A 16,326-nucleotide genomic window follows, 5' to 3' on the forward strand; every position below is an offset into this window, starting at 1 on the left:
GCGGGAATGGCATGCCAGGCCAGCAATTGGCTTCGCCCCAAGGTCAGCTTTGTTGTGTCGGCAATGCCGCCGCCATCTCACGCGCATGACCCACCGAGCTCCATGCCGCCCGCGAGCCAACAACATATAGCCTGCTCTTCGCACGTGAGACCAGCACATTTAGAATGTTTGGCGTACCGCAGGCCCATCGCCTAGCACCTTGCTGCGCTGCCATGGGGGCACCGAGTACTGCCAAAACTGCCTCCGCTTCCTTACCCTGGAAGGTATGAATGGTGCCCACACGATTTTTTAGCCATTCATCTGGATCCACTTCAAATCTATCGAAAATATGGCGTTGCGCTTCAAGTTGTCGACGTAACTCGTACGCGACGATCTTGAATGGCGTAATGATATAAATGTCCGGCTGCAGGACCCCCGCAGATGCCAGTTCCCCTAACATCCGCACGACGACATCGCCTTCAGCTTGGCACCATTTTGTCGACGCATTACCGTCGACATTGATCCAGGCGGAGGGTCCCAAGACCCGAGCGATCGGACTATCTTTTGTCTCGACGGCGTGGACCATTTGACCGTCGTAAGCGATGCGGTTCGAAATCCCAAACATAGGCTCCTGACACCTCCGGTGAACGAGCAGAGGCAGACCAACGATGCGCACTCCGCTATCTGCCTGGAACTCCGCCTGGTAGTAGGACGCCTCGTCGGCCACTGTCTGTACCGATGCCACCGGCGCCGCCCACTCTTGCGGCGGCACATTGAAATACCTACAGATTTCCAACACCAGACGCTCTGGAAGGGCCACGACAGGGGGCACCTGCAATGGATCACCCACCACGATGGCACGCTTTACGCGAAGGATTGCACCTACCGCCGACTGCGGTGTGGCTTGCCCGGCTTCATCCACAAGGAGCCATCCAAGGCTCGAAGGCGGAAGATCGCCAAGCATTTTTTCGACCGACGCGAATGTCGTGGAGACTGCTGGAACGATCATGAAGAGCGTTGACCATAGGTCCCCCAATAAAGCCTTCTTCGCGTCATCCTGAAACGCACCGGCTTGCATAGCACCCATCAATGCGCCGAGGTTGTGGCTGATCTTCCGCGCGGCCACGTCGATAAAGGCGCGGTGCACGACAAGGGCCTCTGCGAATAAATCCTCACGCTTTCTGTGGAGCCAATCGGGAATCCACGGTGCAGTTAAGTTCCAACTCTCATGACCGCGTTGGAAGAATTCACCATCTACCAAACGTTTTCCCAGTTCATGACGATATGGGCGAACGCTGTCCTGGAGCGCGCCCGAAACCTTCGATGCACTCACCAGGACCTCATCGGCCAACTGTAGTTCGAGCAGCGCGTCCGCAGTCGCTGCTTCTGCGCGCCCGTGATTCGAGACCGCATCTCCCAGATGCCTTGCCGCAATAGCGCGCGCGACCTCGATCGGTGCATACTGCGCTTCCCAGGCTCTGTATCGCGCTGTTTTTAACAGACGAGAAAGCCAACCCGGTCTCGTCAAAAATGCTTGGCGTTCGAGCTTGACGGCGGCATCAAGCGAAGCTTGCGCCAATAACATTGAATCTTTCGCCGCATCGACATCGCGCGCGCAGGTATCCAATGCGTCGGCGGCTGCTTTGCGCGTCGCTTCCGCAGCTTCCTGTGCGCGAAGTGCCGGCGGCAACTGGAGGCAAGCCTGGCGGGCATCCTCAAGCCGACGCAGATCCGCTTCGACTTCATCCCGAAGCGTCCGAAAGCGGTGTCGTGCTTTCTTCCAGTTTATTTTTGCTTCTTCGGGCGTCGGAGGGCACTCGTTGGTAACGATGGACGGGATCTCACGCGAAACGAGATTGCCCTGATCGTCTCTCACATCCCGAACCACCGAATCACCCCTGGCCGCCTTCAAATAGAGCCTTAGACTCTTGTCATCGTCCCACCAGATTGCGCGTTGAAAGGCACTGCGATTCGTCGCGTTGCCGAGCACAGCCGCAATCAGTCCCCAGGACGGCTCACCTTCGACCACAGTACCGTCGTCGGAGCGCGAAGATAGCAGGCGATCCGACACTGTCCGAAAGTAATTGAATTCCCGGCCAATGGATTTCGCTGACGGCAGTTCCCTGCTAACGTTCTCCACCGCCTTATTGTTGCTCGATGCGATGAGAATCTCGTGCCCTCTTAGCGTCTCATCAAGCCGATAGAGATGGAAAAACGCCTGGTCGCCTGCGGCGATCTTGACCCCCGTGGTGCGAAAAGAGGAAAGGGGGTCCTCAAACGCAATCATTGCCGTGGCGCGATCCAACACGCAGCCCGCGACAACATCCCGCAGGAGAGTTGTCTTCCCAGTGCCGGGTGGGCCGTTCACCGCAACAATACCGCCGCGTCCGCTCGAGAACTCTGATCTAATTGCATTCACCGAGGCCTGTTGAAGCATGACCAGCGGATGGCTGCCAGGGCCTGGCCACCGCGCCTCTGGCATCTTGGAGGGCGCGACGAGATCTTCCAGGGCTCCATGATCGGTGAGCAGGTCGGGACTGTGGGCCGTCATCATATTCGAGCCAAGATATCGGGCAAGGGCCTCACTTTCCTGCCCGTTCCGTACTGCCTTAGTGGCGAGAGTCAGATCCTTGATGAAAAAAGAATTGAGTAGGGTGACCTCTGGAGGATTCTTGGACTTGAAATAGTGGAAGACACGCAGTGCGAAGTTGGGCGACTCGAACAAATCAGGCGTCAATCCCAGTGCACCCACAAGCCAGTCGAACGCTGTGGTTATCGTCCGATGGTCGAGCGGAAGTAGTTCGCCGTCACGATCTCGTCGCCTAAGACGCTCGGTGAGCCCACTTACCAGTCGAGCCTCGATATCTGGCCAAGTTCCCAGAATGGAAAGTTCACCACTGAGGGCAATCGGCAGCGCCCAGGCAAAGCTCGAAATTGCAACGGCATTTTCTTCAAGAGGTCTTCCGGATCGATCAAGCAGAATCGCTGCTATGGGCGCTTTCTCTCGCTCTCGTGTGCTTCTCTCTTCATCCTCGCCAAATGCCGCTATGAGAGCATCGGTTGCGCGATCCATCGGAACACTACCGAGCACTACCTGGTAGTAGAGCTGCTGCTTGGGCCGGGAGCGCTCATTGCGGAACCACGGCATATCCTCGCCCTGGAACGGAGCAACACATCGTTGGTCCCCATTTGCCAGATCGGCAGGGCGACGATATGTTTGAGGAGACAACGCCTCAAGCGCTAACCAGCTCGCAAGGATCGCCTCTTGCTCATTCAGTCCAACGGCCCGCTCGGGCGGCGCGACGGATGTGATACCGGCGTCGCCGCCTGTAGGTGTGTTTCGGATGGACGTTGCAGCCGGGAGCACAGAGCCCCTCTTTTTCATCACGGTGTCGCGGACTTGGGGTCTTGCGGAAATTGGGAGGGCTACCGGTGTACGCGCACGCAGCGCCTGTTCAACACGTTGAAGCAAAGCACTCGCACGCCCTGTGTTGCGATGCTTCAGCTCCTCCAGAAGCTTCAGGCCTAGCTGCTGATCTTGTGGTGCCGCAGCATATAAAGACTCAAGCTCCGCAATGCTCTTCTGTAGATAGGGACGTTTCGCCGGCATGGCGTCTCTGGATTTGAATCGGAATAACGCAATAGTGTACGGCAGGGATTGCATTCTGCCTTGCTGATGTTTGGCGTGATACGCGAAGCGTGCATCGCAATGCTCATCGAGCCTGCCGTGCATCATTGCTGGGGGCACGCCCATCCTTATGAAGGTACTCGCCATCGAATGGCTTATCGGCTCCTCAATATGGAACTTGAGTGCGGTCGGGAGCCATGTAGAAATGCAAAGAAGACGATTTGGAGGTACGACAATGCGTGTCGCTGGGGGAGCGAGCAGAGGCGTGGTGGTGGGAGCGCTGTTCCGGGAAAAAAACGTGCCGGCACACCGAATCTCTTCTGCAGATGTTCCAGCTGAGAAACGCGCTCACGCGTGAGGGCACCTGGTACCGCGATCGGAGAACGAATAACGTACGATGCGAAACGTCTCTCTTGTTCTCATACCGCGCCGGAAGGCGGTGTTGAATAAAATGTTGAAACTGCATACGACGGCCAGCTGCACGAGAAACACAGCCGCCGCAGTGAGCGTTCAGTGGCATTTAGACAAGGACATGAGGGACCACGCGCACCCCAGACCAGCGACCGATCTCGTAGCCCAAACTCCACTTTGACAGATTGAGCGCGCTCGATCATTTGCACCTATCTCCCTTATTCGATCGGCTGCGGACCCGGGCAGCAAGGGTGCGGACACCCCGGCAGGAAGTCGATCTTCGCGAAATTGAGCGGCTCCACCGTTTTGCCTGGTCTGTAATGACCGACCTCCCAGGAAATCTTGCTGGTCGGCACATCAAGCGTTTTCAGCAAGTGCTGCAGGTGGGATACGCGTTGGCGCGCACGCACATGACTGATATCGGCGGGAGGGTGTTCATACAGGACGATATGAAAGTTCTCCTTGTTCGCATATTTTCCAGGCCCCTCGATCATCCACTCCGCCAGTCTGCGCACTTCTGAGGCAGGTAGGCGATCGGCATTCGGCTCGAAGCTTGTGTTGAATGTGCAATGCTAAAGCTGCATGCCAGGGCGGGCTGGGCGAGCATCGCCGCTACAACTACGACAGCGCGGAAGGACTCAAACAATGACATAGGCGGCCGCGCTATCGGCATTCTCATATGCTGTCGGCTCTTTGCCGAAGCCCGTCGGACGGCAACAGGCTACCGAGTCATCGTACCCATGCCTAGCGCGTTTTCTGTATCGGCTGCGGACCTGGACAGCAAGGGTGCGGACACCCTGGCATGAAATTGACATGGGCAAAGTCTGGCGACTCCGCCGACTTGCCTAATCGGTAAGGGGCAATTTCCGTGGAGATCAGCTCACCGGCACACCAAATGTCGTCAACAAGTTCTCCAGATGAGAGACGCGCTTGCGAGCGAGAGCGTGGCCGATACCAATGTCAGGAGCCTCATACAGGGCAATGTGGAACTCCTTCTTGTTCTCAAAGGTTGCCGGTCCGTCGATCATCCACTCCGCCAGCCTGCGCACTTCCGAGGCGGGTAGGCGATCGGCATCAGGCTGGAAGCTTGTGTTGAATGCGATGCTGAAGCTGCATGCCAGAGCGGGCTGGGCGAGCATAGACGCTACGGCTATGACAGCGCGGAAAGACCTAGACAATGACACAGGCGACCGCACTATCGGCATTCTCAATACGCTGTCGGCTCTTCGCGGTGGCCGCCGGACAACAACAGGCCACCAGGTCATCGCGCCCATGCCTAGCGCGTCGGCTGAATCGGCTGCGGACCCGGGCAGCAAGGGTGCGGACACCCGGGCATGAAGTTGATGTGGGCAAAGTCCGGCGGCTCCGCCGACTTGCCGGGCTTGTAGCGAAGAATTTCCACCGTGGTCATGCTCGCCGGCACACCAAATGTCCTCAGCAACTGTTCCAGATGAGATATGCGCTTTTGCGCGAGCGCATGACTGACGCCAACGGTAGGGGCTTCATACACGGCAATGTAGAAGCGCTGCTTGTTCTCAAAGGTTGCCGGCTCGTCGATCATCCACTCCGCCAGCCTGCGCACCTCCGAAGCCGGCAAGCGATCCGCACTGCGTTCGAAATTGCTGTTGAAGGAAATATCGAAGCTGCAGGCCAAGGCGGGCTGCGCCAGGATCACTACCGCTGCGGCAACCGCGCGGAAATACTTAGACAATGACATAGGCAGCCACGCTATCGGCATTTTCAACACACTGCGGGTTCTTTGCCGCAGCCTCCTGTCTGACAACATACAGTTGGTAAAAGATATCCTCGCTCGCCATTGCGTCCTGGAAATGGGCGACCTCGTGCACAAGCGTCAACAACTGCGAATCCACCGCATCGGAGTAAGGTGACATCTCGCAGAATTTCAATGCAATGGCAATCGTGTGCGTTTCCGTATCCGGAGCACAAACCGCGGCTGCGACCCTTGGATTGTTGGGAGTCTTGGGCGTACAGCCGATGTACTCCATCTTCTCATCGGAGTATCGAACAAAGTTGTCAGCGGTCAGGCTCCTGAGGATCGACTCGATGCGAGGGATTCCCTCAAGCAGGCGCTGGCGGACCCGTTCATCCGATACGCCAAACCAGGTCTCCACACGCGCCCGATCCGCTTGGTCCCATCGCCGAAGCTCCACCAATCTTTTGATGCAGCATGCGATAGCCGTATCACGTAGCCTGAGAATGAGGCTGCGAAACTCCGCATTGCTCATGTTGGCGCAGATACGCTCCGAGTCCTCTACGGGACTGCCTGGCCCATCGGATAATTTCTCCGCACTGACCGGCGCGTAGGTGCTCGGTGCGGTCACGGATTGGGGGTGACTTGTCCAGTCCACCTCAATGATGAAGTCCCACTGCGACGGGATGACAACTGGCTTGACCGCGCATTGACACATCACCCGCGCGCCCCGCACAAGAATCTGGCGCCCATCCATCAGCGTGAAGTGCGGATGGGCATCGTTCATTACCGGGCCACCCACCTTGCAAGCTGGGCAAGTAGCATAGTCGCCCTCCGCCGCCACGCTGACACCGTGATGCGTGAAGCCGATCACAGTGGAAGTCAGCCTCCCGCCCGTGCTTGTCTCGTCTCCATGCTTCAATGCCTCCCGCATATCCTTCATGCCTTTCTCCGTCGTCAGGTGGATGACACCCAAAGTGGTCGAACTGCCATGCAGTGTTCCGGTGGATCGGCCCAGTTGGTGACGGGAAAGGTCTGCAAAAACGCGAGGAAACGTCTTGTTGAGGACGGAAATTGAGTTGCCTCAATTGTGTCGAGAAGAGCGGCAGCCTCTCCGAACTGCCGCTCTCCTGCCACGGTCAAGACACGATGAAGCAAGCGCCGATGGTCTTCATATCCGGGTCAGCACAGCGCCTGCACGCGGTTGACTGCATGGTCCAACTGCTGCTTCAGCGGGGCCAGCAGGGCATGCAGGCCATTGTTGGTGGCATGCTCCCCCGCCTGGAGTTCCAGCAGGGTCAGCAACGAGTCTAGGCCGGCGCTGACGCGCAGAAGGTCGTCGCAGCTTTGCTGGATAGTTTGGTGGTTCCATTCGCCTTCGAATGCGCTGCAGCGGTCGAGCGGCAGGGGGTCAGCGATTAGCTTGGCCTCACTGGCGGCATTCCTGGCTTCGGCTGCGGTGCGCGGGTGGCGTTGGCGTGCGGTCATGGCGGCTCCTTGTCGGGTAAGGTTGAGTGAAGCGTCCAGGGCATTGGACGGGATTTCAACACTGAACGCAGGCAAAGGTCTGCCGATGCCGAGGGCCTTCATAGGCCAACCGGCAGACACATAAGATTGGTTCGATTGTTCCGAAGGCGAGCTATGGCACCTACAGCCACTACTCCGTCCCGTAGTTGTGGCAAGGCAATGCCTCACCATTCAGCAGGGCCACCGCATAGGCCATAATGCGGCTGGCAGGCCTCTGACGTCATGCGTTTGCATATGGTCAGATTGTTGAGAACGCGAAAGGCCATCCACGCCGGCAAGGGAAGTGTCAGCGTGTTGCGAATTACGCGAGCAGCGCTCGCAGTGGTCGATATCCAAAAACCGCCGCAGTCCTTCACAGACTTGCACCCAGCCAAAGGGCCTTGGCATAAGCAGAAATTTATGCGATTGGATCAAATTGTGCCAATAGATATGCGCCATCGCGTCATTGAACTGATAGACTCCGTCACTGAGAGCCATCGTCCGTTCAAGCACATGGAGGATATGACTGGCATCAAGGCCAACAACTGGAAGAACACGTACCGCCTGAACCAGCGGGTCGTCCAGGAGATGGTCGAAGTCATCGGCGAACTCTGGCCGCAATACGCATACTGGCTCGTCACCGGAAAGACGGATGAGGAGCATGGGCATACCTCGCCGATTCGGGATCGGATTGCGCGGGATATGGAGAAGGTTCGGCAGCAAGAAGGATAGCGACTTGGTTGCCACCACCTCAGCAAGTCGCTTTTTGAGCCGCTGCAGCTATTAGCATCGGCAACCTCTCGCCGCAGTAAGGCACGCAAACGTTTGGCCGCGATAGTGAAAACGTCTCCGCGTCTGTCTAAGACTCTGCCTACCCTTATCCCTCCACTTCACTCGCTCTGCCGTCGCACCCGGATGTTCCAGCATCTGGCTGGGTCACGCGTCCAGAGATCGTTCACCTGTCCGGTAAGCCTTCCCCCTTCCGCGCTGATCTGTTGACCTGCTAGCGATAGACAGTCCTCAAGAAGGGGACAACGGATTGGCACGAAGAATTTGTGCCGCCCAGCTTGTTTGCATGTTGCATAGGACAATTCCTATAGACATACTAATAAGCAAGAAAACGAGCACGCTCACGCGTGCCAAAACATCGGGCAAAAAGGGGCAAGAAGGTGAGCATTCCAGCGGTCGATAAATCGGCCATCACCTTGGCGATGGAGGCGTTCGATCGTGAACTCCGAGCGACCAAGGAATGGAAGGGATGGGAAAGCAAGAAGTCACAGCGATACGCCATCTCGGAGGGTGGATTGCTATATCCACCGAAGCATATTGTCTCCATGGCAACTGGCCTTTCGGTCAGCAACTTTTCTGGCGGCCGCAGTCACACGCATTCCTATCTTGAAGAACGAGGCTTCAAGATTGTGGAACTCTCGAATGCGCTTCAGGGATCAGAGCTCGCAGAGCTGCCGAGCTTCTCGCTCGGAAAAGTCTACGACAGACGGACCAACATCCATCAGCCCTTTGGCGGCAGCTATCAAAGCGGCATAGCACCATCGAGCAAAGCTCAGGCCATCTTCATCTTCACGGGCGACAGCGGAGAGCAGTACGGCTATACCGACCATCGAGATGAATTAGGCGTGTTCTTTTATACCGGTGAGGGCCAAGTTGGGGACATGACTTTCACTCGCGGCAACCTGGCCATCCTGAATCATGTGAAAGATGGGCGAGCCCTGCATTTATTCAAGTCACTTGGCAAAGGTAAGGGCCAGGAATACCTGGGCGAGCATGCCTATGTTGATCATTTGATCAAACGGGGGCTCGATAAGAAGGGGAAGGAGCGCGACGTGATCGTGTTCCAACTTGTTCCTGTGGAACAGCTGGACGATGAGAACGATGCAGCGTTCGACGGCGAAACCACTGAGGCAGCACCATCTAGCTTGGAGGAGGCGCGGCAGCGAGCCATGGCGGCGTTTCACGGTTCGCAAGGGGCAACAACAGGAAAGACCGCGCTGAGGCGGCTGTATCAGCGCTGCAAGCAAGTGAAGGATTACGTGTTGCTGCGCGCGGCCGGGAAATGCGAGTCATGCCTACAACCAGCGCCCTTCCGACGGAAGGATGGGTCTCCGTACTTGGAACCGCACCATACGACGCGCGTTTCGGACGGTGGTCTTGACCATCCGCGCCATGTCGCGGCGATCTGCCCGACTTGCCACCGGCATATTCATCATGGGCTTGGGGGGCATCAGAAGAATTTGGAGCTGATGGAGGTGATTGCGGCTAAGGAGTCTGCGTTCAAACAAACTCGATTTTGAGCACCTGCCCTGGCGGCACCGCGGTGTTCCCTCCGTCAAAGCACCACACGGCACCGTGCCCCGGGACGCCTTCCAGAACACAGGATTGCAGGTAACGCAAAGCCACCCGCACTGCAAATTCAGCAGAGTTGCCCGCTGGCGCTACGAACTTCACGATGGCAGGTTTCAAACCGTCCTGGAAGACTGGCAGCAACTCAAGGCCGCTGGCAAGCTTCACTTCCTCGCACAAGTCTTCGATGATTTCTGGCATTGCCAGATAGTTATGCTGCCCGAGGTCGCTTGCATAAGATGCAACCTCGCGTACCAAGATAGCATACGGTCCCCAGTGCAGCGAGTTCCCAAGCTTGTTGCCGAAGTGGAAATCCAAGCCTCCCTCGCGAGCAAAAGCGTGATCGACTTCGCGTTTCGCCGCGGGGTCCTCAAGCAAGCCCAGAAGCGCTTCTTTGAGCAGGGGAATTACCTGCCCCAATGGAAGGATGCCAGCGTCGAATGTCGTGCCTGCGGGAACTCTGGTGCAGTGGAACCAGCAAAGCTTGGTCGGCAGTCGAGGGGTACCGAGCGTCTCGCAGGCGCGTTCATATAAAAATCGGTCATATTCGGGCAGGGACGTCCAGTGCTCGTTGAAGTACGCCTCATGACGGGGATCGGCCAGAAAATGCTGGAGGTCCGGCAAAGAGCAGCCGAATGTTTCTAGTAGCGAAGCTTCGGCCGACAGGCGAGTCTCGCAATCGAGATGAACGTTTGTCACTTCGTCAAAGGCTAGTCCGAATCGTCGACTCACCTCAGTCGCCACCGTTGAAAGATACCGCCCCTATTCGGGGCATCAGAAGCATGCGTTGATCAGATCGGTCCCCATGGCCCCCCACCAGCCTAGACGGCGCGTACGAAAGGGGCAACGCCGAATCAATCACGCTTTGGTCCTCGGTCGGTCGGCGCTGGCTTGTAGAAACTGCGAGCCTTGTCCAGCGTCTCTTTGAACAATCCCCGAATCGCCTCTCGTTGGTACATCGGTAGGCCCGTCGCCATGTACCCGTCTCTCTCCAGCGTTTGCCAAAGCTCCAAGGCGGACGTGATTCCAAAGTTATCTCGCTCGGGGTCGATGCCAACGAGAAAGGCGGCAGGTCGTAGCGCCATGTCCTCCGGATGTAGAGTTCCCCTTCGACTGGGCACTCTATCGGCATTGCGATCGCCCAGGAGGGCTTCACCGTATGCAACCTGCTTGATCTCCTTCGCCGGCGAATAGATGCCTCGAATATGGATTCCATGTTTCCAGGCAATCGCAACGCAAGCGGTCAAGTAGGCGCGCGACTTCCAGTACTCGTATAACCAGTTGTTGAGCAGATGGTGCCGGTATATAGCTTTGTCTCCGATCCACCCGGCTACTTCGCTCAGAACAATTAGTGCATCACCCTTTTTCTCTTCCGGAGCTATCAATACGCCTTCGAGATTACCGTCTGGATTGCTTACCTTCAGCACTTCGAGAAAGGGCGCGACAGATGCGGGGTGCTTATAGAAATCGTGACAGGGATAGACCTTGGATTCTGCACCTTCTAGCCACTCACGGCGTACACCGAAGAGCTTGGAAGCTGCCTCAAGCATCGGCTCATCCAACTTGTCTTGGAGCAATATCTCGTCTTGTACATCCTTCAAGGTCAGCCCGTGATCGAAGAATCGAGGTATCTGGTTGCGATGTACGTCGTGACTTTCGAAAAGACGGATGAAGCGTCCGGCTACGGTTTCTGAGGGGCGAGATCTCGTTTTGCGAAGCCAAGCAACAAACTTCCCTATCGTCTCGATGAGCTTAACTGTACTGAGGGCTTCACCAATCATGTTCTTAGAGCGGACGAAAATCTGTGCTGGCATTGTAACCAAACCTGTCCTGCCGTATAGGCGAACTGTGGTCTGCCATGGTAGGTCCCCTGTCGCTTTTCTGAAGCGACGCCGGCCGGCGGCGCCCATGTGAGGACGTCGCCAAGAAAACTTCAATTTTCGGGGCGTAAGAACTTCCCTCTTTGGGTTGTAATTCCCAAAGCCAAATCGAAGCTAACCTATGATCGATGAATGGGCGGCCTTGACCAGCTGACGACGAGGAGGGATACTTCGAGCGCCAACAGGAAGTATCGGCCTCCAAGCGAGGTCAGCGACGGGGCAAGCCGCCAAGGTTTGTCCCGTTTTTACATTTCGGCATCCTCCTTTGCTTTACGTCGGCGCAAGCGTGCCGGGCCGTACGTAGGCTCGTCCGCAAGAAGCTCATCAATCCGAACCAGGTCACGTATGGCCCTGATCTGAGCCGGATACAGCCGGTCAATCTTTTCCCAAAGCTCGTGGCATAGCAGGTACATCTCTGTTGGTACATCCGCAGGAAGCATAAAACGCCGTCTCGACTTTTCTGCCACAAGCCGCATGTCCAGGTTGTCTCGGTCATTGAGTGACAGGCTTTTGTCGAGCTTTCCGAGAAACTTTTCACTTGGCGGCTTGGTGCCCAGTTCGATGGCGGACATGTAGGCCTGCTCGTATCAGTTCAAATGCCTTTTGCGTTATCCCCGCAAAAAAGACTGCACGGGCAGTCCAGCTAATTTTGAAAATTCAGCCCAGCAAACTGGCACGTAGTTCAGCTAACTCCGGTTTCCTACAATAAGCAAAAAGGCCGCGCCCCATGAGGGATGCGGCCTTTTTGCAGTCGTGCGAAATGTTAAGGAAGTCGATCTGACAACCTACAGCAACCCACCAGCCCAGATCGCTTCACTTATTTGTGAAAAACATCAACTTTTCTGAGATCCTACACAACTCAAACATCAATATTCCGAGCCACCAACGCATTACTCTCAATAAAATTCCTACGCGGCTCCACCTCATCCCCCATCAGCGTAGTAAAAATCTGATCGGCAGCAATAGCATCCTCAATCTGCACCTTAAGCAGCCGCCTTTGAGTCACGTCCAGCGTAGTCTCAAAAAGCTGCTCAGGATTCATCTCCCCCAGCCCCTTGTACCGCTGACGCGAAACCCCACGCTCCGCCTCGGAAAGCAGCCACTGCATGGCGCCGTGGAAGTCATTCACGGTCTGGTCGCGCAGCTTCTCGCCCTCCCCACGCCGCACCTTGGTGCCCTCGGGAATCAGCCCCTGGAAGGTCTTGGCGGCCAGTGACAGCGCTGCGTAGTCCGCGCCGTGGACGAAGTCCGCGTCCAGGTGGGACAGGCGCACGTTACCGTGGTGGCGGCGGGCGATCATCAGGCGGTGCTTGTCGGTCTTCTCGTCGAACTGGGCGTAGACGTCCGCGGTGCCGTCGTCGTTGACGGCGGCGCCGAGCAGGGTCTTGGCGTGCATTTCGCTGAGCTTGGCCTTGAGCGCGGTGGCTGAGGCTTCGGCGGCGGCGGCGCTGTCGAGGTCGAGTTCCACGCCGTCGGCGATGGCGCGCAGGGCGTCGGCGTCGACGATGCGGGAGAGGCGGCCGATCACGCCTTCGGCGAGCTGGTACTGGCGGGCGAGTTCGGTGAGGGCGTCACCGGAGACTTCGCTGCCGTCCGGGTTGATCAGCGCGGCTTTTTCCATGGCCAGGCGCAGCAGGTAGGCGTTGAGCTCGTTGTCGTCCTTGATGTAGCGCTCTTCCTTGCCGTGCTTGATCTTGTAGAGCGGCGGCTGGGCGATGTACACGTAGCCGCGCTCGATGATGTCGGGCATCTGGCGGTAGAAGAACGTGAGCAGCAGGGTGCGGATGTGGGAGCCGTCCACGTCCGCGTCGGTCATGATGATGATGCGGTGGTAGCGCAGCTTTTCGAGGTTGTAGTCTTCCTTGCCGATGCCGGTGCCCAGCGCCGTGATGAGCGTGAGCACTTCCTGGCTGGAGAGCATCTTGTCGAAGCGGGCGCGTTCCACGTTGAGGATCTTGCCCTTGAGCGGCAGGATTGCCTGGAACTTGCGGTCGCGGCCTTGCTTGGCGGAGCCGCCTGCGGAGTCGCCCTCCACCAGGAAGAGTTCGGACTGGGCGGGGTCCTTTTCCTGGCAGTCGGCGAGCTTGCCGGGCAGGCCCATGCCGTCGAGCACGCCTTTGCGGCGGGTCATTTCGCGGGCCTTGCGGGCGGCTTCGCGCGCGCGCGCGGCATCGACGATCTTGCCGCAGATGATCTTGGCGTCGCCGGGGGTCTCGAGCAGGAAGTCGGAGAGGGCCTTGGCGACGAGTTCTTCCACGGGCAGGCGCACTTCGGAGGAGACCAGCTTGTCCTTGGTCTGGGAGCTGAACTTGGGCTCGGGCACCTTGACGGAGAGCACGCAGGCCAGGCCTTCGCGCATGTCGTCGCCGGTGGTCTCGACCTTGGCCTTCTTGGCGATCTCGTTTTCTTCGATGTACTTGTTGATGACGCGGGTCATCGCGGCGCGCAGGCCGGTGAGGTGGGTGCCGCCGTCGCGCTGCGGGATGTTGTTGGTGAAGCAGAGCACCTGCTCGTTGTAGCCGTCGTTCCACTGCATGGAGACTTCCACGGCGATCCCGTCTTTCTCGGTGTTGGCGTAGAAGATGTTCGGGTGCAGGGTGCTCTTGCCGCGGTTGATGTACTCGACGAAGCCTTTGACGCCGCCGGAGAAGGCGAAGTCTTCTTCCTTGCCGGTGCGCTGGTCGGTCAGGCGAATGTGCACGCCGTTGTTCAGGAACGAGAGCTCGCGGATGCGCTTGGAGAGGATCTCGTAGTGGAACTCGACGTGGGTGAAGATTTCCTCGTCGGCGAGGAAGTGGACTTCGGTGCCGCGCTTGTCGGTCGGGCCGATGATCTTCATCGGCGAGACTTCCACGGGCTGGCCGTCGGGGCCGGTGACGGTTTCCACCAGGCGGTTCTGCACCGCGCCTTGCGCGAATTCGAGCAGGTGGGCCTGGCCGTCGCGGCGCACGGTGAGGCGCAGCCACTTGGACAGGGCGTTGACGCAGGACACGCCCACGCCGTGCAGGCCGCCGGAGACCTTGTAGCTGTTCTGGTTGAACTTGCCGCCGGCGTGCAGCTCGGTCATGGCGATCTCGGCCGCGCTGCGCTTGGGTTCGTGCTTGTCATCGAACTTGACCAGGGGCGGGATGCCGCGGCCGTTGTCGGTGATGGAGATCGAGTTGTCGCTGTGGATGGTGACCTGGATCTCGGTGCACCAGCCGGCCAGCGCTTCGTCGATGGAGTTGTCCAGCACTTCGAAGACGAGGTGGTGCAGGCCGGTGCCGTCGGACGTGTCGCCGATGTACATGCCCGGCCGCTTGCGCACCGCCTCCAGGCCTTCCAGGATCTGGATCGATCCTGCGCCGTAGCTGTTTTCCTGTTGCGGTTGCGGTTGTTGCTGTTCGGTCATGTTCTCTTACTCACGGCGAATGCGGCGTTTCGCGCGGCGCCCGGTCGGGCGCGCTGCGGATGGGCCGCATGGCGGGTTACATAAAAACGGCAAAAGGGGCGGATCGAGAGATCCGGCCCCTGCGTGCTGCGGTGCGTCTTTCGCCTGCCGGGCGAGAGCCGTAGCCTGCCGTTCGATGTTCCGGTGTTGCGTATGTTGTTTTCCTTTTACCTTCTACCGGATCATCAGATACGCATCGGCATGACGACGTACTTGAAGTTGTCGTCTTCCGGCACGGTGATCAGCGCGCTCGAATTGGAGTCGCCGAGGCTGACCTGCACTTGCTCGCTCTTGAGGTTGGCAAGGACGTCGAGCAGGTAGGTCACGTTAAAGCCGATGTCGAGGGCGTCGCCCGAATAGTCGAGCTCCAGCTCTTCCTGCGCCTCTTCCTGGTCGGCGTTGGTGGAGCTGATCTTGAGCACGTGCGTGTCGAGAATGCAGCGCACGCCCTTGAACTTGTCGGTGGTCAGGATGGCGGTGCGCTGCAGCGCCTGTTGCAGTTGCACGCGGTCGATGGCGAAGGCGTTCTTGTAGCCCTTCGGGATCACGCGCTGGAAATCGGGGAACTTGCCTTCCACCAGCTTGGAAATCAGTTCGATGTTGGCGAAGGTGAACTTGACCTGGTTGGCGGCGAGCTGCACCTGCACGGGATCGTCGTTGTCTTCGAGCAGGCGTTGCAGCTCGAGGATGGTCTTGCGCGGGATGATGACTTCCTGGCGCGCGCCTTCGCCGGTGGCGGCGGTGTCCAGCTCCACGCCGCAGTAGGCCAGGCGGTGGCCATCGGTGGCGACCGCCATGACCTTCTTGCCGTCCACCACCAGCAGCATGCCGTTGAGGTAGTAGCGGATGTCCTGCTGGGCCATCGCGAAGTGGACCATCGCGAGCAGGTGCTTGAAGGTCTTCTGCGGCAGGCTGACCGAGGCGCCGAACTCGCTGGCTTCGGCCACGGTCGGGAATTCCTCGGCGGCCAGGGTCTGCAGCGCGAAGCGGCTCTTGCCGGACTGCACGGTCATGCGCTTGTCGTTGAGCGACAGGGCGACTTCGCCGTCGGGCATGGCGCGCAGGATGTCGAGCAGCTTGCGGGCGGCCACGGTGGTGGCCACGCTGTCGCTGCCGACGCCGCATTCGGCGTGCGTGGTGATCTGGATCTCGATGTCGGTCGAGAGGAAGGAAACGCCCGCCCCGGACTTGCGAATCAGCAGGTTGGCCAGGATCGGGAGGGTGTGGCGGCGCTCCACGATGCCGCTCACGATTTGCAGCGGACGCAGCAGATTGTCTCGCGAGGTTTTGACCAATTGCATTGAATTTATCCTTCGTCGTTTGTAGTAAGCGACCGCGGGTTGCGCATTCCTCCCGGCGACTCCAAATTTACTTTGGAATCAAGGAGTTAATTTGCCATTGTACCAAGGATAAGCCGCTGCGG

General features: G+C 58.3%; 13 protein-coding genes. 2 read left to right on the forward strand and 11 right to left on the reverse strand.

Going from position 1 to position 16,326, the window contains the following annotated elements; genetic code table 11:
- Positions 1–43 precede the first annotated feature (43 nt).
- The 6 genes from AC3WXD_RS27060 to AC3WXD_RS27085 form a co-directional block, all read right to left on the reverse strand.
- Positions 44–3,754: a DEAD/DEAH box helicase gene (locus AC3WXD_RS27060; RefSeq protein WP_492325011.1), complete on the reverse strand. Its 3,711-nt coding sequence runs from the start codon at positions 3,752–3,754 to the stop codon at positions 44–46.
- A gap of 482 nt (positions 3,755–4,236) precedes the next feature.
- Positions 4,237–4,512: a hypothetical protein gene (locus tag AC3WXD_RS27065; RefSeq protein WP_492325012.1), complete on the reverse strand. Its 276-nt coding sequence runs from the start codon at positions 4,510–4,512 to the stop codon at positions 4,237–4,239.
- Between the two features lie 381 nt (positions 4,513–4,893).
- Positions 4,894–5,157, reverse strand: coding sequence for a hypothetical protein (locus AC3WXD_RS27070; RefSeq protein WP_492325013.1), 264 nt, complete (start codon positions 5,155–5,157; stop codon positions 4,894–4,896).
- A 137-nt stretch (positions 5,158–5,294) separates the two neighbouring features.
- Positions 5,295–5,735 (reverse strand): hypothetical protein, encoded by a 441-nt coding sequence (locus tag AC3WXD_RS27075; protein WP_492325014.1) that lies wholly within the window; start codon positions 5,733–5,735, stop codon positions 5,295–5,297.
- Positions 5,722–6,672: a M35 family metalloendopeptidase gene (locus AC3WXD_RS27080; RefSeq protein ID WP_492325015.1), complete on the reverse strand. Its 951-nt coding sequence runs from the start codon at positions 6,670–6,672 to the stop codon at positions 5,722–5,724. The genes AC3WXD_RS27075 and AC3WXD_RS27080 overlap by 14 nt, the downstream gene beginning before the upstream one ends.
- A 239-nt stretch (positions 6,673–6,911) precedes the next feature.
- A complete protein-coding gene (locus AC3WXD_RS27085) occupies positions 6,912–7,217 on the reverse strand; it encodes a DUF1484 family protein (RefSeq protein WP_492325016.1) in 306 nt (101 codons plus the stop codon).
- A gap of 360 nt (positions 7,218–7,577) precedes the next feature.
- Here AC3WXD_RS27085 and AC3WXD_RS27090 point away from each other — a divergent pair, with 360 nt between their 5' ends.
- Positions 7,578–7,967 carry a hypothetical protein gene (locus tag AC3WXD_RS27090; protein ID WP_492325017.1) on the forward strand — a complete coding sequence of 130 codons (390 nt, stop codon included), beginning with the start codon at positions 7,578–7,580 and terminating at the stop codon, positions 7,965–7,967.
- Positions 7,968–8,404: 437 nt separating this feature from the next.
- Entirely contained in the window at positions 8,405–9,544 is a 1,140-nt protein-coding gene (locus AC3WXD_RS27095) for an HNH endonuclease (RefSeq protein ID WP_492325018.1), read from the forward strand.
- Here the strand turns inward: AC3WXD_RS27095 and AC3WXD_RS27100 are convergent.
- From AC3WXD_RS27100 to dnaN, 5 genes are all read right to left on the reverse strand, one after another.
- Complete coding sequence (locus AC3WXD_RS27100; protein WP_492325019.1) at positions 9,525–10,325, reverse strand: hypothetical protein; 801 nt, start codon at positions 10,323–10,325, stop codon at positions 9,525–9,527. The genes AC3WXD_RS27095 and AC3WXD_RS27100 overlap by 20 nt on opposite strands.
- A 122-nt stretch (positions 10,326–10,447) precedes the next feature.
- Positions 10,448–11,407 (reverse strand): hypothetical protein, encoded by a 960-nt coding sequence (locus AC3WXD_RS27105; RefSeq protein WP_492325020.1) that lies wholly within the window; start codon positions 11,405–11,407, stop codon positions 10,448–10,450.
- A gap of 311 nt (positions 11,408–11,718) precedes the next feature.
- The gene (locus AC3WXD_RS27110; protein ID WP_492325021.1) at positions 11,719–12,045 is read right to left on the reverse strand and encodes a helix-turn-helix domain-containing protein; all 327 of its coding nucleotides are present in this window, start codon (positions 12,043–12,045) and stop codon (positions 11,719–11,721) included.
- Positions 12,046–12,332: 287 nt separating this feature from the next.
- Positions 12,333–14,864 (reverse strand): DNA topoisomerase (ATP-hydrolyzing) subunit B, encoded by a 2,532-nt coding sequence (gyrB, locus tag AC3WXD_RS27115; RefSeq protein WP_020204198.1) that lies wholly within the window; start codon positions 14,862–14,864, stop codon positions 12,333–12,335.
- 224 nt (positions 14,865–15,088) lie between these two features.
- Positions 15,089–16,204 carry a DNA polymerase III subunit beta gene (gene dnaN, locus AC3WXD_RS27120; RefSeq protein WP_020204199.1) on the reverse strand — a complete coding sequence of 372 codons (1,116 nt, stop codon included), beginning with the start codon at positions 16,202–16,204 and terminating at the stop codon, positions 15,089–15,091.
- Between the last annotated feature and the right edge of the window lie 122 nt (positions 16,205–16,326).

It is taken from the genome of Cupriavidus sp. FW216-B1 (assembly GCF_058789195.1).